Source organism: Amycolatopsis sp. VS8301801F10 (assembly GCF_046195355.1).
Lineage (GTDB): Bacteria > Actinomycetota > Actinomycetes > Mycobacteriales > Pseudonocardiaceae > Amycolatopsis.
Window position 1 is genome coordinate 5,491,130 of record NZ_CP176065.1, and the last position, 18,384, is coordinate 5,509,513.

The window sequence follows — 18,384 nt, forward strand, 5'->3', positions numbered from 1 at the left end:
GTGCCCGCAGCCTATCCGGCGGCGCTCGGGCGGGGCAACGCGTTTTCCAGCACGGCCAGCAGCTCGGTGAGCGCGGGGCCGAGCGGCAGGTCCGCGCGGACGGTCGCGTGCTCGTCGCCGCGGGTCTGGCCGCGGTTGACGATCACGACGGGTTTGCCGGATTTGGCGGCGCGCCGGACGAAGCGCAAGCCGGACATGACGGTGAGCGAAGATCCCAGCACCAGCAGCGCGGAGGCCTCGTCGACCATCCGGTAGCAGCGCTCCACCCGGGCGCGCGGCACGTTCTCGCCGAAGAACACCACGTCCGGTTTCAGCACGCCCGAGCAGCTCGCGCACGGGACGGTACGGAAGGTGCGGACGACGTCCTCGGCCAGTTCGACGTCGCCGTCCGGATTGATCCGCGTCGCCACGGCGCCGAAATCCGGATTGGCCGCGCGCAGCCGGGCGTCGAGGTCCTCGCGCGGGGTGGTGCGGCGGCAGCCGAGACAGACGACGCGGTCGAGGTTGCCGTGCAGTTCCACCACGCCCGGGGTGCCCGCCGCGCGGTGCAGGCCGTCGACGTTCTGCGTGATGACCCCGGAGAGCCAGCCGCCGGCGCGCAGCGCGGAAACGGCGCGGTGCCCGTCGTTCGGCGCGGCCCGCGCGATGGTGCGCCAGCCGAGGTGGCTGCGCGCCCAGTACCGCTGGCGGCCCGCCTCGCTGGCGACGAATTCGCCGTAGGTCATCGGCGTGTGTTTGCGCAGACTGCCGGTTTCGCCGCGGTAGTCGGGGATGCCGGATTCGGTGGACAGCCCCGCGCCGCTGAGCACGAGCACCCGCCGCCCGGCGACGATCTTCGCCACGTCCGCGACCGTGCCCGTGCGCGGAAGCGGTTCGCCGGGTCCGGCCCAGGTCAGCGTCGGTCGCGTGCGCACGCCGCCAGTCTAACGGCCCCCCGCCCGGGGCACGGGCGATTGGTTTTCCGCGCGGCTGGGTACCAAAGCCACCATGTGGTTCGCGTTGGCTACGCCCGTGGTCGTGATGGTCGCCGCCGTGCTGATGGAATCCGTGGAGCGATATTGCGTGCGGACTCCGAGCGGGGCGGTCCGGCGGCCGGTCGAACGGGCGGCGCTGCGGGAAGCGTCGATGCCGGTCGCAGCCGTCGGGGCGGCTCGGCTGAAGCAGCGAGCCGCCTGAGGCCGCTCATCGACCGGAGGGGCCGGTGTTCTTGGGAGGAACACCGACCCTCCAGCCGGTGGGCGAGGCCCGCGCTCTGCCCGTCGGGGTGGCGGAGCGCGGGCCTTTCTCTTGTCAGCGCGCGGCGTTCCCGGTGAGCCGCCGGTACCAGTCGTCGTACGGATGGTTGGTGGCCGGGTAGTTGACGAGCGGATCGGTGGCCAGGCCCGCGTCGTCGAAGTCCCAGCCGCGGACCGCGTGCCCGCTCTTGCGCGCGGCGACCAGGAACGCCGATTCCTTCGCCGGGGCCCCGTAGAACAGCGCGTCTTGAAGTTCGGCCGGATCCCCTTGCTGGTATTCGTCAAATGCGACCTGCTGGTACTGCACGCGGCCGCCGGTGACGAGAGCGGTGGAGTAGCGCAGGGTCTGCGCCGGCGTGGACCCGTCGGCGCCGGTGGCGACAGAGATTCGCCCGGCGTTCGCCTTGTCGTAACGCGGATCGGACGTTTTCGCGTTGCCGATCCAGGTCACCGTCCCTCCGGACGAGTCGAGAGTGCCTCGCCACTGCCAGTTCTGCCCGCTCGTCGGGCTGCGGTGGATTTCGCGGATCCCGGAGCTGGTGAACGCGACCGTCGGCAGCACCCCGTTGTCGTACTGATGGCTGGCCGACCAGCTGATCTCGCCGTCCGCGCCGAGCTGTCCGGTGTGGTACCAGAGCGTGGCGGCGCTGGGCGACTGGTGCACCTCGACGATCCGGCCGGAGTCGTCGAGCGCGACCGCCGGGGTCTGGCCGCTGTCGTAACGGCCGTGGCGCTGCCAGGCGACGCGTCCGTCCGCGCCGAGCTGCCCGGTCCAGTACCAGAGCGCGCCGCCGCCGGAGTCGTGCACCTCCACGACCTGGCCGCGGCTGTTGACCGCGACCGCCGGGTGATACCCGACGTCCCGGCGATACGCGGCGCGCGTGCCGCCGTCGCCCGACAGCAGCGGGAGCACCTTGCCGCGCAAGGAATCCGTGGTCGCGCCGGCGCGGTAGGCGGCGGGGGAGAGCAGCCGCGGCCCGAACGCGGCACTCAGCTCGGCGTTGACCGCGGCCAGGTTCCCGGCGGCGAACGAGTCGTTGTCGGTCAGGTCGTCTTTCAGGTCGAGCATGACGACGATCGGCGCCGCGTCCGGGTGTGCGACGGACCAGGCGTTCACCGCGGCGAGCCAGTCGCGGAGGCTGTCGGACGCCGGGTTGCCCGCGTGGTCGACGAGGTCGCCGGGCGAGCTGTGGCCGATGCCGTAGTCGTGCCGGGTGGCGTAGCCGTTGTCGTGGATGTCGAATTCGATGAACCGGACACCGTGGTCGAGCTGGTAGGAGATGGACCCCTTCGCGCCGTCGACGTTGCCGGAGTAGCTGTTGTGCGTAGCGGCGAAGACGGTGTCGGTGAAGGGTTGCGCGGCGTTCGCGGGCGCGGCGCCGAGCGCGGTGACGGCGGCAGCGGCGAGCGCGATCGTGCGGAATCGGTGCATTCAGACCCCCAGGCCGGACGGGCAATCGGCGAAATACCGGCGATCTTGGCAGAGTTTCATGGCATGTTCTCCTGATGCGGGAAAACGACGAGGAAACGTTCGCTGAGCACGTGGCCGGCTTGCTGTCCGGTTTGCCCGGAGTCGAAGCGGTGGCGCTGGGCGGCTCGCGGGCGCGCGGAACCCACCGGCCGGACAGCGACTGGGACTACGCGGTGTACTACCGCGGCGCGTTCGACCCGGCCGACCTGCGCGCGCTCGGTCTCCCGGGCTCGGTGTCGGAACTCGGCGAATGGGGCGGCGGCGTCTTCAATGGAGGCGCGTGGCTGACCGTCGACGGACGTCCGGTCGACGTGCACTACCGGGACCTGGACGTGGTCGAGCACGAACTCGCCGAGGCGGAGAAGGGCCGGTTCCACTGGGAGGCGCTGGCGTTCCACCTGGCCGGGATCCCGAGCTACCTGGTGGTGGCGGAGCTGGCGCTGAACCGGGTGCTGCGCGGCGAACTGCCGCGGCCGGAGTACCCGGAACTGCTGCGGGAGAACGCTCCCCGGTTCTGGCGTGCTTCGGCGGAGCGGACGTTGGAGTACGCGAAGTCGGCGTATGCGAAGCACGGCCGCGTCGCGGAGACCGCGGCGTCGGTCGGGGTGGCGGCGATGCAGACCGGGCACGCGGTGCTGGCCGCGCGAGGGGAGTGGGTGACGAACGAGAAAACCCTGCTGGAACGGGCGGGGCTGCGCGGACTGGACGACGTGGTGGCGGGGATGGGGCACGATCTGGCGGGGGCGTTCGCGACTGCTTGTGCTCTGCTCGGGCAGGCTGGAGCCGAATAGCCGGAAGCTGGTGCGGTGCGACGGGTTTCCGGGTTCGGCGCTGGCGAGATCCCCACGGCTGGTCAGTGCGGAGACCGGCGCCTCGGTCAGAGGATGAACTCGGTTCCATCCGGCGGCATCTCCGCTCCAGCACCCACCACCGCGGCATGCTCTGGACCAGTCGGGTCTACCACGGGGTTCGTGTTGTTCAGATGCGTGTAAGCCCACCTCGTCGTGCCTGGGCGGGGTGCGAGCCTCGGCAGCGTTTCGGTGATCGGGACGTGGCCCATCGCCTGCTGGGCGGCCGGGTCGGCGGTCGTCGTGGTCGTGAATTCGGTGCCGCGGTAGAAGGTGCCGTCGAGCAGGACCAGGCTCGCGCCTTCGGTGAACGTGTCGAAGCCGGGCGGCCAGGTGTGCAGGCAGGGGGCGTAGACGAGGGTGCCGCCGGTCGACGGGTCGTGGATGCGGTAGGCGACGACCCACGGGCCGGGGCGAGGGGAGGAGCGGGCGTATTTCGGTTGTTTGTCGCTGACGGGGAACGAGGTGACGTGAAGGCCGTCGAGGGTGGTTTCGGTGGTGGGGAGCCAGTTCCAGCCGTGGTACTCGTCGATGACGGGGCGGGCCGGGAAGTGGTCGGTCAGTGCGTGCAGCGCGGCGGCGGGGGCGTGCACGGTCAGGTCGGCTGCCTCGCGGAGCATGAGCAGGCCCAGGGTGTGGTCCAGTTCCGCGTCGGTGAGCAGGACTGTGCGCAGCGGTGTCTCGCGCGGGCCCGGTCCGGCGCGCAGGGCTGGGGTCGCCAGGATTTGCGCGCGGATGTCGGGCGAGGCGTTCAGGAGGTGCCAGCCCCGGCCGTCCGCGCTGAAGGCGACGCTGTCCTGCGTACGCGGGGGCGAGCCCGACGTACAGGCGGCGCAGGCGCAATTCCACTGCGGGAAGCCGCCGCCGGCCGCGGTGCCCAGGAGGATGACTTTCATCGGGCCGGGCCGCGCGGGATCAAGTCCGAAGTGGACGGTGCGGCGAGGATCAGGTCGACGGTGCCGCGATGCGGGGAACGGGAGCAGACGGGGTCGGGGTTGGCCGCGTCGCCGGTGAGCTGGAACGCCTGGCAGCGGCAGCCGCCGAAGTCGGTGGCGCGGCGGTCGCAGGTGCGGCACGGATCGCGCATCCACTCCTCGCCCCGGTAGGCGGCGAAGGACGCCGAGCGGTACCAGATGTCGGCGAGGGCGGTGTCGCGGACGTTGTCGAGCGTGAGCGTCGTGATCGCGCTGGCGGCGGGGCAGGGCAGGACGGTGCCGTCGGGGGCGATGGTGAGTTGCCGCGCGCCCCAGCCGTGCATGCAGGGCTTGGGGAACGGTTCGTAGTAGTCGGCGACGACGTAGATGATCTCCATCGTGCCGCGGAGCCGTTCGACGGCGGCGCGGACGACGGGTTCGGCGGCGGCCAGTTGCGCGCGGGTGGGCATCAGCGCGGCGCGGTTGCGCAGGGCCCAGCCGTAGTACTGGGTGTTGGCCAGCTCGAGACGGTCCGCGCCCATCGACTCGGCCAGGGCGATGAGGTCGGCCAGCTGGTCGTGGTTCTGCCGGTGCAGCACCACGTTGACGGTGAGCGGCAGGCCCGCGGCTTTGACGAGCTCGGCGGCGGCCCGTTTCCGGTCGAAGGCATTCGCTCCGGCGAGCAGGTTCGCGCGGTCCGGAGTGGCGGCCTGGACGGAGAGCTGGACGTGGGCCAGGCCTCGTTCGGCGAGATCGGCCAGCCGAGGCTCGCTCAGGCCCAGTCCGGAGGTGACGAGGTTGACGTAGCAGCCGAGGCCGCTCGCGTGCGCGACCAGGTGCGGAAGATCCGCGCGCGCCAGCGGTTCTCCGCCGGAGAGGTGGACCTGGAGCACGCCTAGCTCCCGGGCCTGGGACAGTGCGCCGGTCCATTCCGCGGTGGACATTTCCGCGGCCCGGCTGACGAGTTCCACCGGGTTCGAGCAGTACGAGCAGTGCAGCGGGCACCGGTGGGTCAGTTCCGCGAGCAGGCCGAGCGGCGCGGTCACGTCCATTCGATCACCCGCCGTTGGCCGAACCGTGCCAGCACGGCGAGGACGTCGCTCTCCCGGACGCCTTGGTACCGGCTGCTCAACCTCGTGACGATGCCGGAGACGGGGGTGGTCCCGTCGCACAGCTCCAGGACCGCGGTGGCGGTGGAATTCGGCACCAGCACGCCTTCCGGGAACAACAGCACAGGTATGCCGCGGACGTGATCGAACGTCAAGCGCACGCCGACGCGCAGCTTCGGCACGGACGCGGCGGTGATGGCGTCCATCGGCTCACTCCTTGGCCGCGGCGCGTTCGATGGCATCGAGCATCGACCACAGGACGTCGCACTTGAACGACAGCGCCGCCACCGCCTTCTCTTGCTGTTCGCGGGTGACGCAGTGCTGCACGACAATGTCCAAAGTGTCCTTGCCCTCGCCGGAGACCTTGTCGATCCGGTTGGTGAAATACGCCAGGTCGGCGCGGGAGATCCACGAATAGTTCGCGAGGACGTCGGCTACGCGCTGCTGCATCAGGTGCCCGGCGAACATCTCGGTCAGCCCGGAGGCGACGGCTTCGACCCACAGTTTGGTGCGGGCGAAGGTGACGTAGGCGTCGACAGCGAACCGGACGCCCGGGGCGACGTGTCGTTCGTCGAGGACTTCGGCACGGTCCAGGCCGACCGCGGCGCACAGCCGCAGCCAGCGTTCGGCTCCGCCTTCGCCCTCGACGGCACCGTCGTGGTAGACGATGCGGTCCAGCCAGAGCCGGCGGATTTCCGGGAGCGGGCAATTGCTGACGATGGCCGCGTCTTTTTGCGGCAGCATGCGCTGGTAGTACCAGCGGTTCGCGGCCCAGAGTTTCAGCTCGTGCTCGGTCAGCTCGCCGGCGTGCATCCGCCGGTGGAACGGATGGCCGCCCCAGTACCGGGGCGCGAGGCCGCGCAGGGCTCCGGTGAACTCCGCCGGACTCATCGGGTGCACTGTGGACATTCGCGTACTCCGGTATTCTCGCTGAGCGGTAAGGTTTTCCGGGAAGGGACGGGACCGCGGCGGACCGGCCCCGTCCGGCGGATCACTCCTCCCGGCGGGCCGCGTAGGCGGTGACCTCCATCGGCGTTTCGTATTCGACGAAGTCGGGCGCGGTCCACATTTCGGCGGGTTCGGGCATGGGAAACTCGCTTTCCTTCGGTGGTGCACCGGTGAGCGGGGCACGCGTCCCCGCCGCGAACGCCGTCACCCTAAAAGCGCAAGGCGGCCGGTCGCCAGGGGCGGGCAGGGATTTCCCGCTTCCTTTGTAAAGATTCCTTCCGATGGCGCAGCGGGTTGCTCACTCTGCGCCGCCGGGCGGCCGGTTGTCCGCCCGACAGAAACCGGGCGGCGGCGCGGAAACCTCCTGCGGTCGGTTGACATCGGGACCGCGGGCGGCCGAATAATAGGGTTCAAGTGCGGTTGACAACGATGTCAGAGGCTCTGGGAGCGACGTGACCCAGGTAAATCGCAGGCGGTTTCTGTCCGGCGGGATCGCAGTCGCGGGCGGTGGTGTGCTCGGCGCGTTCGGGACGGCCGGCCCCGCCGGGGCCGCGGAGGACGCTCGGCCGCGGCCGGTCGGCGGCGGGGAGATCGGCAGCGGCTGGACCTTTGCCGCGGCCGACGGCTCGGCGGACGGGAGCGTGCTGGCGAGCGCGGCGGAAGTCGCCGGGCTGAAGCCCGCCGTCGTTCCGGGGACGCCGCTGACCAGCATGATCGCCAACGGCGAGTATCCCGATCCGCTGTACGGCCACATCGTGACCGACACCGTCCCGGACACGCTCAAGGACACCGGCTACTGGTACCGGGTCGCGTTCCGGGTGCCGAGACTGCTTCCGGGGCAGCGGTTCTGGCTGCAGTTCGACGGGATCAACTATCTCGGGACGATCTGGCTCAACGGGACCAGGGTCGGCACCGTCGAAGGCGCGTTCAAGCGTGCCGTTTTCGACGTCACGGACATCGCCGCCAAGGCGGACGGCGTCGCTTGGCTGGCGGTGCTGGTCGGGAAGCTCGACTACGCCGACCCGCCCGCGTTGCCCAGTTACGCCAGCGGGGTGACGCGGGGCGGGCGCAACGGCGGGCCGACCGGGATCACGCTGAAGAACGGGCCGACGTTCTTCTGCGCCGCCGGCTGGGATTGGCTGCCGACCATCCCGGACCGGGACCTGGGGATCTGGCAGCCGGTCAGCTGGCATACCACTGGGCTGGTCCGGATGGCCGACGTGCACGTCACCTCGACGCTGTCGCCGGACTTGCGCACGGCGGAGGTCGCGATCGAGCTCGCGCTGGACAGTGCGGTCGAGAAGCCCGTGGTGGTGAAGGGATCGCTGGACGGGCGCGAGTTCCGGCGGACGGTCCGCGTTCCGGCGGGGGCGTCGACGGTGGTGCTGACGTCGAAGGACCTGGCATGCCTGCGATTGGAGCAGCCGAAGCTGTGGTGGCCCAACGGATACGGCGATCCGTATCTCTACCGGCTGGCGGTCAGCGTCGAGTCCGGTGGTCAGATCTACGACGAACGGGCTCTGAACTTCGGGGTTCGCCGGATCGAGTACACGACGCCGATGCGGTCGCCGTCCGGGGCGGTGAGCCAGTGCCTGGCGATCACGGTCAACAATCAGCCGATCCTGGTGATGGGCGGCAACTGGGGGATGGACGAGGCGCTGAAACGGATTCCGCGGGAGCGGTTGCGGGAGCAGGTCCGGTTGCATCGCGACGCCAACCTCAATCTGATCCGGAACTGGAACGGCCAGAGCAGCACCGAGGACTTCTTCGCCGCTTGCGACGAGTACGGGATCTTGGTGTGGCAGGACTTCTTCTGTTCGACCGAGGGGCCGCCCGCGGAGAACGTCGCCCGGGACCTGGCCAATATCCGCGACTGCATCGTGCGGTTCCGCAATCATCCGTCGGTGCTGCTCTGGTGCGGCGGCAACGAGGGGCCGCCGCCGCAGCCGCTGATCGACGGGCTCGACGCGCTGGTCGCCGAGCTGGATCCGCAGCGGGTGGTCTTGACCAGTTCCGCCGGGGACACCGGGGAGAATCCGATCGACGGGTACCGGTCCGGCGGGCCGTACCATTGGGTTCCGCCTGCCCGGCATTTTTCGCTCAATGACGGGACGCAGTGGCCGCCGTTTCGCAATGAGGTGGGGTCTTATTCGATTCCGACTCTGGAGTTCATCCGGAAGATGCTGCCGGAGGGGTCGTGGGAGCGGCCGGACGATTTCTGGGCCGACCGGGATGTGAACGGGAACGGGGGGAACGGGGGCGGGGCCGGGTATCTGCGGCTTACTGCCGAGCGGTACGGGGAGGTGCGGAATCTTCCCGACTTCGCGCGCAAGTCGCAGATGATGAATTACGAGTGCATTCGGGCTATTTATGAGGCTCCGGTGGCGCATATGGGAAGTGCTGGGCCTTATCCGCGGACCGGGGTCATCATGTGGATGACCAATCCTGCGCAGCCTAGTTTCGTCTGGCAGATGTACAGCCATGATCTGGAGGCGCATTCGGCGTTTTATGCGGTTCAGCACGCTTGCCGGCGGGTCAACGTGGTGCTGGATGCGCGGAGTTTCGATGTGGTGGTGGCGAATCATTCGCGGGCGGTGGTGCGGGGTGCGGTGGATGTTTCGCTTTACGGGTTGGACGGCGTGGAATTCTCGCGTCGTTCGTTGCCGGTTGCCGGGGTGAAGGGTTCTGATCGGGCGGTGGTCGGGAATGTTGCTTCGCTGATGGAGGGGGTGTCGTCTGAGGTTGTGTTTGTTCGGTTGTTGTTCAGGGGTGCTCGGGGGGTGGTCCGGAGTTTTTACTGGGTCGAGAATCCTGCTCGGGCGGTGGGGTTTGCCGGGCTGGACGGGATGGATGCGGCTGCTGTTTCGGTGATTGCCGGGCGTTCGCGGGATGGGGTCGAGGTGGCTGTTGACGTGCGGAATAGTGGCGAGGCCGTGGCGTTGATGGTGCATTTGCAGGTGTATGACGTGCGGACTGGGGAGCGGGTTCTTCCGGCTGCGTTCAGTGATAATTATCTGAATTTGGTGGGTGGGGAAGAGGTTAGCGTTCGGGTGCGGTTGGGGGCGGAGCAGGTGTTGCGGCATCCGGAGGTGGGGGTTCGGGTGGACGGGTGGAAGGTTGATCAGCGGGCGTCCCGGTTGCGGGGGCGGGGGGTGGAGGTGACGTTCAATCGGGAGGCATTGGATGTTTCTCCTGCGGTGGCTGCGTTTGGGGGGTGAGGTGGCTGCTCGTCGCCTGGCGGCGACATTGCAGGCGGGTGGTTGCGTGGGGCACCCCGATTTCTCATTGTGCTGACGGTTCGGGGGTGCTTGTCAAGGCGGGAAAGATGCCTTGACAAGCACCCCCGAACCGCAGGGCGGCTTTGTATCGGGGGCGGGGGAGGGGCTGGGTGCCTCGCTGTTTGGGTGCAGCGGTTGCGGTGGGGCTGGGTGCCTTGATCGTTGGGTGCATCGGCGGCGGTTTTCGGGTGGGGTGCATCCCGGTGCGGCTGTCGCGGGAGGGGTGTCCGTGAAGGTGCCTTCACGGACGTCGGGCGGCCGTGAGAGGAATCCTGAGGGACTCTGAGGGTTTGAGGGTTCCCCTCGCGGAAGCCTGGTGAGGGTGCGACCGGTGTCCACTGTGGACACTCGGAGTGCGGGGTCAGCCGTCCAGGGTGCGTTCGGGGGCGGTGAGGATGGCGTCCAGCAGGCCGGGGAATCTTGATTCCATCTCGTCGCGGCGGACGTGGACTATGCGGTGGCGGCCTTCGGCCACGGTGCGGGTCAAGCCTGCTTCGCGGAGGACTCGGTAGTGGTGCGAGATCGTCGGGTTGCTCAGGCCCAGGTTCGCTTTTTCCACCAGCGTCGCGCAGTCGATCGGGTCCCCCGCTTGATACATCGCCTTCAGCAGGGTGCGCCTGCCTGGGTCGGCCAGGGCGCTGAGGATCACCGTCAGGTCGAACGACTCGACGGACGGCTCGGGCAGCGTGCGCGGCACGGGTGGGGCTCCTTCGATGTTTTGACCGTCGTCGAAGTGTAGTTTATGCTTCGCGATGTGACGATTCGACAATCATCGAATAGTGTGCGGTTGGTGATCCTGGCCGCGGGCACGTTCGTGCTCGGGGTGGACGGGTTCGTGCTGCCTGGGCTGCTTTCGGACATTTCGCGGGACCTGGCGGTGAGCGTCGCGGCCGCGGGGCAGCTCACGACGGTCTTCGCGGTCGCGTATGCGGTGGGGTCTCCGGTGATCGCGACGCTCGCCGGAAGGGCGGACCGCAGGGTCGTCATCGGGGCGGGGATGGGGGCGTTTCTCGTCGGGATGGTGTTGCAGGCGGCGGGGCCGACGTTCGGCGTCGTGGTGGCGGGGCGGGTCGTCGCGGCGCTCGGGGCGGCTGCGTTTCAGGCCAACGCGTTCGCGGTCGCGGGGGTGCTCGCGGCGCCGGAGCGGCGGGCCAGGGCGTTCGCGGTGATCGGCGCGGGATCCAGTCTCGCGGCGGTCCTCGGGGTGCCGTTCGGGCTGCTGATCGGGCAAGTGTGGGGGTGGCGCGGCACGTTGTGGACGATCGTGGTGCTGGCGGCGGTCGCGGCGGTGCTGGCGGGGGCGTTCGTTCCGTCGATCACGTTGCCGGCGACGACGATGCGCGAGCGGCTGCGGGTGCTGGTCAATCCGCGGATCGTCACGTTGCTCGCGGTGAGCGCGCTGGTGCTGGCGCCGTCGTTCTTGCTGATGGCGTACGCCTCGGCGGTGGTGGGGGTGAGCGCGCCGGGCAGCGCGGGCGCGATTCTGGTGGCGTTGCTGGTCAACGGGGCGGGGTTCTTTCTGGGGAACCGGCTCGTGGGGCGGGTGGCCGACCGGTTCGCGTCGTTGCGGGTGATCGTGGTCAGCTTGGCGGTCGTGGTGGTCGCCGCGGGCTCGTTGTCGGTCGTTCAGCGGTGGTTCGCGCCGACGCTCGTGGTGCTGTTCGTGCTCGGCGTGCTCGGGTCGATGCTGTTCATCCCGCAGCAGAACCGGGTGTTCGTGGCGGGCGGGGACGTCGCGGCGGTCGCGTTGAGCCTCAACGGGTCGATGAACTACGTCGGGACCGCGATCGGCGCGGGGCTCGGCGGGGTGGTGCTGGCGAACGCGGGAGCGGGGTGGCTCGGGCCCGCGGCGGCGGTCCTGGCGGCGGCGGTGCTCGGGGTCGCGGCGGGCACCGCGCCCGAGCGGCGGGCGGCGAAGCCCGCGGTCCGGTGAGCGTCCAGTGTGGACAGACGGGGGGACGGCGGGTTGCCGTGTCCGCGGGACTGGCGGATGATGGGCGGCCAGTCCCCGTCCCGTTCCACCGCAGCCCCGGAGGCACGCGATCGCCGGCAACGCCGCCGAACCCGGGCGCACGGTCCTGAGCCGCGCGTTCGCGGTGCTCGATTCCTTCCTGACCGGCCGACCCGAGCAGACTCACGGCGAGATCACCCGGGCGACCGGGCTCGCGCCTGCCACCGTGCACCGGCTGCTGGCCGAACTGACCGGCTGGGGCGCGCTCGAGCGCACCGGCCGGGGCCGGTACCGGATCGGGCTCCGGCTGTGGCAGCTCGGGGCGCAGGCGCCGGGCGGGCGCGAGCTTCGCGACGTCGCGCTGCCGTTCCTGCAGGACCTGCTGCAGGTGACGCACGAGGTGGTGCACCTGGTCGTGCTCGACGGGGACCGCGCGCTGTATCTGGAAAAGCTCGAGGCGCATCCGGACGTCGTGGTCACCTCGCGGGTCGGGCTGCGGCTTCCGCTGCACGCGGCGGGGCCGGGCAAGGTGCTGCTCGCGCACGCGCCGCCGGAATGCCTCGAGAAGATCCTCGCCGGCGGGCTCGAGCGGCGCGCCAGCGGGACGATCACCGACCCGGCGCGGCTGCGGCAGGTGCTGGCGGAGGTCCGGCTGCAGGGGTTCTGCATCTCCCGCAACGAGATGACCGAGGGCGCGTCGTCGGTCGCCGCCCCGGTGCGCGGGCCGGGCGATCAGGTCGTCGCGGCGATTTCCGTGGTGGTGCCGAGCTGCACGCCGAATCTGTCGCCGCTGGTTCCGGTGGTCCGGATGGCCGCGCTGGGGGTCACGCGCGCGTTGCAAGGCTGAGGAACTTTTCCGCTGAGTGGAAGAGGGGCTGGGCGGGCCGGGACCGGGCCGGGAGACTCCGGACCGCCCGTTGCCGCACTGCCCGAGGAGAAGTCCGTGAGCCCTGCCCCGACCGTTCGCGACGCCGCGTTCGACGTGCTGCGCCGGTTCGGCGCCACGACGGTGTTCGCCAACCCCGGGTCGACCGAGATCGCGCTGCTCACCGACCTGCCCGACGACCTCGAGTTCGTGCTGGCGCTGCACGAGGGTTCGGTGGTCGGCATGGCGACCGGCTGGGCGCTCGCGAACGACCGCCCCGCGGTCGCGATCCTGCACACCACCGCGGGGCTCGGGAACGCCGTCGGCGCGCTCGCCACCGCCCGGGTCAACCGCGCGCCGCTGGTCGTGCTGGTCGGGCAGCAGGACCGCCGGCACCTCGCGCTGGAGCCGTTCCTCACCGGCCACCGGCTCGACGACCTGGCCCGGCCCACGCCGGTGTGGATCGCGGAACCGCCGCGCCCGCAAGACGTTCCGGGCGCGCTGGCCCGCGCCTGGCACGAGGCGCGCGAGCACCGCGGCCCGGCGCTGGTGATCGTGCCGATGGACGACTGGTCCGAACCGGCGGGTGCAGACGAGCCGCTGCCCGCCCCGGCGAAGCTGGTCCGCGCGAACGCCGCCGAGCCCGCGGTGCTGGCCGAACTCGCGGAATTCCTCGGTACCGCAAGCAATCCGGTGCTCGTGGCCGGAGCCGGGGCCGACGACGCGGAATCGTGGCGCGGGCTGACCGCGCTGGCGGAGAAGCTCGCGTGCCCGGTGTGGCAGGAGGCGTTCGGTGCCCGCGCCGGATTCCCGCAGGACCACCCGCAGTTCGCCGGGCATCTGCCGCCGGGCCGGGAAGGACTGCGGAAAGCGTTGTCCGGGCACGACGCGGTGCTTTCGGTCGGCGCGCCGGTTTTCCGCCAGTATCCCCGGGAACCGGGACAGCTCACCGAAGCGGGCACGCGTCTCGCGGTGGTCACCGACGATCCGAACGAAGCCCACCGCAGCCCGGTCGACCTCGCCGTGCTGGCGCGGCCGTCGGCGGTGTGCGGTCCGCTGGCTGAGCGGATCCCGGCGCGGGAAGCCGGTGCGGAGAAGATCGGCCGGACCGTCGAACTGCCTGGCGCGCCCTCGGAAGGTGCGCCGCTGGGACCGGAGCACGTGTTCGGCCTGCTCGCCCGTCGGCTGCCCAAGGACACGGTGCTGGTCGAGGAATCCCCGTCGAGCCGCCCGCTGCTGCACGCGCTCGTCCCGGCGCGCGAGCCGCTCGGGTTCCTCAGCGCGGCGATGGGCGGGCTGGGCTTCGGCATCCCGGCGGCGATCGGGCTGCGGATGGGCGGCCTGAAGCGGCCGGTGGTGGCGGTGATCGGGGACGGCTCGTCGCTGTACTCGATCCAGGCGCTGTGGAGCGCCGCGCACTACGGGGCCGGTCTTCTCGTGCTCGTGCTGTCCAACGGCGGCTACGCGATCATGGACAAACTCGCCGTGCGGCACGGCGAACGCACGGCCGGGGGCGGAAAAGCGCCGTGGCCCGGGTTCGGCGAGGTCAGCGTGAGCGGGCTGGCGAAATCGCTCGGCTGCCCGGCGCGGCGCGTCGAAACCTACGAAGAACTGGAGTCGGAGTTGGACGAGGTGCTGCCGACGCTGGCCGCGCGCACGGAGCCGCTGGTGCTGGAAGTGGCGGTGACGGCATGACGTTGCTCGGAACGGGATGGCAGGGCCGGATCTTCTCCGGCGGATGGATCCCCGGTGCGGGCGGCGAGTACGACGCCGTCGAGCCCGCGACCGGGAACACGCTGGCCAAGGTCGGCGCCGCGGCTCCAGAGGATGTCGCCAAGGCTGCCGCGGCGGCGCGGGAAGCGCAGCGGGAGTGGGCCGCTCAGCCGTACGACGCGCGGGCGCGGGTATTGCGCCGGGCGGCGCGGCTTTTCGAGGACCACGGCGACGAGATCGACGAATGGCTCGTCCGGGAATCCGGTGCCACCCGGGCGTTCGCGCAGTTCCAGACCCGCGCGGTCGCGGCTGAGGAATGCCACGAAGCCGCCGCGCTCGCCGCCCATCCGTACGGGGAACTGTTGCGTTCCAGTCAACCCCGGCTGTCGATGGCGCGCCGGATTCCGGCTGGAGTGGTCGGCGTGATCTCGCCGTTCAACGCGCCGGTCATCCTCTCCATCCGCGCGATCGCGCCCGCGTTGGCGCTCGGCAACGCTGTTCTCGCGAAGCCCGACCCGCGCACGGCGGTGTGCGGCGGCGTCGTGCTGGCCCGGATCTTCGAGGAGGCCGGGCTGCCGGAAGGGCTGTTCCACCTCCTGCCCGGCGGCGCGGACGTCGGCGCGGCACTGGTCGAGGATCCGCTGGTGCGCGTCATCGCGTTCACCGGCTCGACCAGCGCGGGCCGCCGGATCGCCGCGGCGGCGGGGGAGCGGCTCAAGCGCGTGCACCTCGAACTCGGCGGCAACTCGGCGCTGGTCGTGCTCGCGGACGCGGACGTCGAGCAGGCCGCGTCGGTCGGCGCGTTCGGTTCGTTCAACCACTCCGGGCAGATCTGCATGGCGACCGGACGCCACCTGGTCGCCGCCGAGATCGCCGACGACTACGCGGCCGCGCTCGCCGAGCACGCGGCCAAGCTGACCGTCGGCGACCCGGCGAACGGCGACGTCGCGCTCGGTCCGCTGATCGACGCGGGACAGCGCGACCGCGTGCACTCGGTGGTCACCGGCAGCGCCGAGGCGGGCGCGAAGATCGCGGCCGGCGGCACCTACGAGGACCTGTTCTACCGCCCGACCGTCCTCACCGACGTCCCGCTCGCCGCGCCCGCGTACGCCCAGGAGGTGTTCGGCCCGGTCGCGCCGGTCGTGCCGTTCTCCACAGTGGACGAAGCAGTGCGCCTGGCCGGCGGTACCGAATACGGGCTGTCGCTGGGCATCCTGACCCGGGACGCCGCGCGGGGGCTGGCGCTGGCCGAGCGGATCCCGTCCGGTCTGGTGCACGTCAACGACCAGACGGTCAACGACGAAGCCCTCGCGCCGTTCGGCGGGGTGGGGGATTCGGGGACCGGCTCCCGGCACGGCGGCGCGCAGGCCAACCTGGAGGCGTTCACCGAAACCCAGTGGGTCACCGTGCGCGGCGACCTTCCGCAGTACCCGTTCTGACCGCACTACTCGACCAGGTCCCCTCCGACGACGCAGGTGATGACATGACGGTCTCGACAGATCCCCGGGCGCGGCACGCCCGCTGGGTGGCCCCGCTGTGCTGGACGGCGGTGGCGCTCGAAGGGTTCGACCTGGTGGTGCTGGGCGTCGTGCTGCCCGCGCTGCTCAAGGACAAAGCGTGGGGGCTCGACCCCAACACGGCGTCGCTGATCTCCGCGGTCGGGCTGCTCGGCGTGGCGGTCGGCGCGTTCGCGATCGGCCCGCTCAGCGACCTGTTCGGCCGCCGCGGGATGATGCTGCTGACCGTGATCAGCTTCTCGGTCTGCACCCTGCTCTGCGCGTTCGCGACCGGGCCGTGGCTGTTCGGCGTGCTGCGCTTCCTGGCCGGGCTCGGGCTCGGCGGCGTGCTGCCGACCGCGCTGGCGCTGATCACCGAGTACGCGCGGATCGGCCGCGGCGGCAGCGCGACCACCGTGCTGATGACCGGCTACCACGTCGGCGCGGTGCTCACCGCGCTGCTGGGAATCCTGGTGCTGCAACGGTTCGGCTGGCAGTGGATGTTCGTCATCGGGGCCGCGCCGGCGTTGGTCCTGGTGCCGCTGATGATGAAGTTCCTGCCCGAGTCGAAGGCGCTGGAGCGGGCGAAGGAGGCCCGGCGGAACCGCAACCCGCTCGGCGTCCTGTTCCGGCACGGCTACGGCCGCGCGACGATCGCGTTCTGGGTGACGTCGTTCATGGGGCTGCTGCTGGTGTACGGCCTGAATACCTGGCTGCCGCAGATCATGCGCGCGGCGGGCTACGAACTCGGCGCGGCGCTCGCTCTGCTGCTGGTGCTGAACGTCGGCGCGGTCATCGGCCTGCTGGTCGGCGGCCGGGTCGCGGACAAGATCGGCTACCGGCGTTCGACGATCCTCTGGTTCGCCGCGGCCGCGGTGTTCCTGGCATTGCTGAGCATCAAGCTGCCCGGGGCGAGCGTGTACGCCGGCGTGCTGCTGGCGGGGATCTTCACCTTCAGTTCGCAGGTGCTGGTCTACGTGTACATCGCCCGCGTGTACCCCGCCGAAGCGCGCGGCACCGGACTCGGCGCGGCGAGCGGGATCGGCCGGTTCGGCGCGATGTCCGGGCCGCTGGTGACCGGGCTGCTGCTGTCGGCGGGGCTGGCATATCCGTGGGGCTTCTACCTTTTCGCGGCGGTGGCGGTGATCGGGGCGCTCGCGATCGCGGTGGTGAAACGGGATCCGGCACCGGACGCTCCGGTGGACAGCCCGGCGCCGCGGGTGGAGGCGTCGTGAGTGGCGATCACGGTTAGAACCGCGATCGCCGCTCACGAGGAGGCGACGGTGAGGCGGTCGCTGTCGGTGTCGTAGTCGAACAGTTCCGCGTACCGGCCCCAGTCGATCGCCGTGTCCAGTTGCTGCCGGGCGTCGGCGGCGGAGAAGCCGCGGCGGAGCAGGTCGAGGAAGAACTCCGCGCGCAGCGTGCCGTCCGAACTGGCGGTGAGCGCGTTGACGATCGTGCGCACCAGCGGCGCCCGGTCGCGGACCTGACCGGCGAAGATCTTCTTGCTGGTCTGGATGTCCGCGGTGGTGAAGGCGGTGCCGGCCGGGGTCAGGTGCAGGTCGCCGCCCGCCACGAAGAGGAGGTCGAGCAGGGCGGCGGCGTCGACGAGCGGCAGCAGGTCGTCGACCTCGAAGCTCAGTTCGGCGGCGAGGTCCGGCAGGTCGGCGTGTCCGCCGCGGGCGTGCACCAGCTCTACGAGGCCGGCGAGGCCGCCGACCGACGCGGGCGGCAGCGGCCGGGCGGTCGGCGTGGCCTGCGCGGGTTCGACCGCTGCCGGGTCGCGTCCGGTCAGCAGGTCGTAGAGCCGTTCGACCAGCGCGCCGAACGCGGGGGATTTGCGGTCGCGCGGGCGGGAGAGGTCGATCTCCACTTCCGCGCGCAGGCTCCCCGGGTTGGCGCCGAGGACCAGAACCCGGTCCGCGAGCAGCACGGCCTCCTCGATGTTGTGCGTGACGACGCAGACCGCTTTGGTGGGGAAATCGTCGCGCTGCCACAGGCTCATCAGCTCGGTGCGCAGGTTTTCCGCGGTCAGCACGTCGAGCGCGGAGAACGGTTCGTCCATCAGGAGCACGTCCGGTTCGAGCACGAGCGCGCGGGCGAAGCCGACGCGTTGCCGCATCCCGCCGGAAAGTTCCTTCGGGTAAGCGGATTCGAACCCGTCGAGCCCGATCAGGTCGATCGCCCGCAGCGCGCGCTCGCGGCGGGCTCTCGGCGGGACGCCGCGTGCGGCGAGGCCGAGTTCGACGTTGTCCTGCACGGTCAGCCACGGCATCAGCGCGAAGGTCTGGAACACCATCGCGGCGCCCGGATTGGCGCCGTCGAGTTCGGCGCCGCGGTAGCGCACGGTGCCGCGGGTGGGCCCGATCAGCCCGGCGATCGTGCGCAGCAGCGTCGATTTCCCGCTGCCGGACCGGCCGAGCAGCGCGACGATCTCGCCGGCGCGCAGGTCGAGGGTGATGTCGTCGAGGACGCGCAGTTCGTCGCCCGCCGAACCGGGGAAGCTCTTGCTGACGTGCTCGACGGACACGAGGACTTCGGACATGAGAATCGCCT

General features: G+C 70.8%; 17 protein-coding genes. 8 read left to right on the plus strand and 9 right to left on the minus strand.

Going from position 1 to position 18,384, the window contains the following annotated elements:
- Positions 1-11: 11 nt before the first annotated feature.
- Complete coding sequence (locus F9C11_RS25940; RefSeq protein ID WP_409179957.1) at positions 12-914, minus strand: NAD-dependent protein deacetylase; 903 nt, start codon at positions 912-914, stop codon at positions 12-14.
- Positions 915-987: 73 nt separating this feature from the next.
- On the opposite strand from F9C11_RS25940, the gene F9C11_RS25945 reads away from it, so the two are divergent.
- Complete coding sequence (locus F9C11_RS25945; RefSeq protein ID WP_409179958.1) at positions 988-1,176, plus strand: hypothetical protein; 189 nt, start codon at positions 988-990, stop codon at positions 1,174-1,176.
- 114 nt (positions 1,177-1,290) lie between these two features.
- On the opposite strand, the gene F9C11_RS25950 is transcribed toward F9C11_RS25945, so the two are convergent.
- A complete protein-coding gene (locus F9C11_RS25950; protein WP_409179959.1) occupies positions 1,291-2,667 on the minus strand; it encodes a hypothetical protein in 1,377 nt (458 codons plus the stop codon).
- 74 nt (positions 2,668-2,741) lie between these two features.
- Here F9C11_RS25950 and F9C11_RS25955 point away from each other — a divergent pair, with 74 nt between their 5' ends.
- Positions 2,742-3,497, plus strand: coding sequence for a nucleotidyltransferase domain-containing protein (locus tag F9C11_RS25955; RefSeq protein ID WP_409179960.1), 756 nt, complete (start codon positions 2,742-2,744; stop codon positions 3,495-3,497).
- An 86-nt stretch (positions 3,498-3,583) separates the two neighbouring features.
- Here the strand turns inward: F9C11_RS25955 and pqqB are convergent, their stop codons facing one another.
- From pqqB to pqqA, 5 genes are all read right to left on the minus strand, one after another.
- Entirely contained in the window at positions 3,584-4,450 is an 867-nt protein-coding gene (pqqB, locus tag F9C11_RS25960; RefSeq protein WP_409179961.1) for a pyrroloquinoline quinone biosynthesis protein PqqB, read from the minus strand.
- Positions 4,447-5,520, minus strand: coding sequence for a pyrroloquinoline quinone biosynthesis protein PqqE (pqqE, locus tag F9C11_RS25965; RefSeq protein WP_409179962.1), 1,074 nt, complete (start codon positions 5,518-5,520; stop codon positions 4,447-4,449). Before pqqE ends, pqqB begins: the two co-directional genes overlap by 4 nt.
- The gene (pqqD, locus tag F9C11_RS25970) at positions 5,511-5,783 is read right to left on the minus strand and encodes a pyrroloquinoline quinone biosynthesis peptide chaperone PqqD (protein WP_409179963.1); all 273 of its coding nucleotides are present in this window, start codon (positions 5,781-5,783) and stop codon (positions 5,511-5,513) included. The genes pqqE and pqqD overlap by 10 nt, the downstream gene beginning before the upstream one ends.
- 4 nt (positions 5,784-5,787) lie before the next feature.
- Entirely contained in the window at positions 5,788-6,468 is a 681-nt protein-coding gene (gene pqqC, locus F9C11_RS25975; protein ID WP_409179964.1) for a pyrroloquinoline-quinone synthase PqqC, read from the minus strand.
- 100 nt (positions 6,469-6,568) lie between these two features.
- Positions 6,569-6,664: a pyrroloquinoline quinone precursor peptide PqqA gene (pqqA, locus tag F9C11_RS25980; protein WP_409179965.1), complete on the minus strand. Its 96-nt coding sequence runs from the start codon at positions 6,662-6,664 to the stop codon at positions 6,569-6,571.
- A gap of 373 nt (positions 6,665-7,037) precedes the next feature.
- Here pqqA and F9C11_RS25985 point away from each other — a divergent pair, with 373 nt between their 5' ends.
- Positions 7,038-9,743 carry a glycoside hydrolase family 2 protein gene (locus F9C11_RS25985; RefSeq protein ID WP_409186979.1) on the plus strand — a complete coding sequence of 902 codons (2,706 nt, stop codon included), beginning with the start codon at positions 7,038-7,040 and terminating at the stop codon, positions 9,741-9,743.
- A 421-nt stretch (positions 9,744-10,164) separates the two neighbouring features.
- Here the strand turns inward: F9C11_RS25985 and F9C11_RS25990 are convergent, their stop codons facing one another.
- The gene (locus tag F9C11_RS25990; protein WP_409179966.1) at positions 10,165-10,500 is read right to left on the minus strand and encodes an ArsR/SmtB family transcription factor; all 336 of its coding nucleotides are present in this window, start codon (positions 10,498-10,500) and stop codon (positions 10,165-10,167) included.
- 84 nt (positions 10,501-10,584) lie between these two features.
- Here F9C11_RS25990 and F9C11_RS25995 point away from each other — a divergent pair, with 84 nt between their 5' ends.
- The 5 genes from F9C11_RS25995 to F9C11_RS26015 all read left to right on the plus strand — a co-directional run bounded on the left by F9C11_RS25995 (position 10,585) and on the right by F9C11_RS26015 (position 17,063).
- A complete protein-coding gene (locus F9C11_RS25995; protein WP_409179967.1) occupies positions 10,585-11,736 on the plus strand; it encodes an MFS transporter in 1,152 nt (383 codons plus the stop codon).
- A gap of 163 nt (positions 11,737-11,899) precedes the next feature.
- Positions 11,900-12,601 (plus strand): IclR family transcriptional regulator, encoded by a 702-nt coding sequence (locus F9C11_RS26000; protein WP_409179968.1) that lies wholly within the window; start codon positions 11,900-11,902, stop codon positions 12,599-12,601.
- A gap of 96 nt (positions 12,602-12,697) precedes the next feature.
- Entirely contained in the window at positions 12,698-14,314 is a 1,617-nt protein-coding gene (locus F9C11_RS26005; protein WP_409179969.1) for a thiamine pyrophosphate-dependent enzyme, read from the plus strand.
- Complete coding sequence (locus F9C11_RS26010) at positions 14,311-15,771, plus strand: aldehyde dehydrogenase family protein (protein WP_409179970.1); 1,461 nt, start codon at positions 14,311-14,313, stop codon at positions 15,769-15,771. Before F9C11_RS26005 ends, F9C11_RS26010 begins: the two co-directional genes overlap by 4 nt.
- A 44-nt stretch (positions 15,772-15,815) precedes the next feature.
- Complete coding sequence (locus F9C11_RS26015) at positions 15,816-17,063, plus strand: MFS transporter (protein ID WP_409179971.1); 1,248 nt, start codon at positions 15,816-15,818, stop codon at positions 17,061-17,063.
- Between the two features lie 32 nt (positions 17,064-17,095).
- On the opposite strand, the gene F9C11_RS26020 is transcribed toward F9C11_RS26015, so the two are convergent.
- Positions 17,096-18,373 (minus strand): nitrate/sulfonate/bicarbonate ABC transporter ATP-binding protein, encoded by a 1,278-nt coding sequence (locus tag F9C11_RS26020; RefSeq protein WP_409179972.1) that lies wholly within the window; start codon positions 18,371-18,373, stop codon positions 17,096-17,098.
- Between the last annotated feature and the right edge of the window lie 11 nt (positions 18,374-18,384).

What these genes read in the sequence shown, in the direction of transcription:
- F9C11_RS25945 (WP_409179958.1), top strand. Translation starts at nt 988, where the DNA reads ATGTGGTTCGCGTTGGCTACGCCCGTGGTCGTGATGGTCGCCGCCGTG.
- F9C11_RS25950 (WP_409179959.1), bottom strand. Translation starts at nt 2,667, where the DNA reads ATGCACCGATTCCGCACGATCGCGCTCGCCGCTGCCGCCGTCACCGCG.
- F9C11_RS25955 (WP_409179960.1), top strand. Translation starts at nt 2,742, where the DNA reads ATGCGGGAAAACGACGAGGAAACGTTCGCTGAGCACGTGGCCGGCTTG.
- pqqB (WP_409179961.1), bottom strand. Translation starts at nt 4,450, where the DNA reads ATGAAAGTCATCCTCCTGGGCACCGCGGCCGGCGGCGGCTTCCCGCAG.
- pqqE (WP_409179962.1), bottom strand. Translation starts at nt 5,520, where the DNA reads ATGGACGTGACCGCGCCGCTCGGCCTGCTCGCGGAACTGACCCACCGG.
- pqqD (WP_409179963.1), bottom strand. Translation starts at nt 5,783, where the DNA reads ATGGACGCCATCACCGCCGCGTCCGTGCCGAAGCTGCGCGTCGGCGTG.
- pqqC (WP_409179964.1), bottom strand. Translation starts at nt 6,468, where the DNA reads ATGAGTCCGGCGGAGTTCACCGGAGCCCTGCGCGGCCTCGCGCCCCGG.
- pqqA (WP_409179965.1), bottom strand. Translation starts at nt 6,664, where the DNA reads ATGCCCGAACCCGCCGAAATGTGGACCGCGCCCGACTTCGTCGAATAC.
- F9C11_RS26010 (WP_409179970.1), top strand. Translation starts at nt 14,311, where the DNA reads ATGACGTTGCTCGGAACGGGATGGCAGGGCCGGATCTTCTCCGGCGGA.
- F9C11_RS26015 (WP_409179971.1), top strand. Translation starts at nt 15,816, where the DNA reads ATGACGGTCTCGACAGATCCCCGGGCGCGGCACGCCCGCTGGGTGGCC.
- F9C11_RS26020 (WP_409179972.1), bottom strand. Translation starts at nt 18,373, where the DNA reads ATGTCCGAAGTCCTCGTGTCCGTCGAGCACGTCAGCAAGAGCTTCCCC.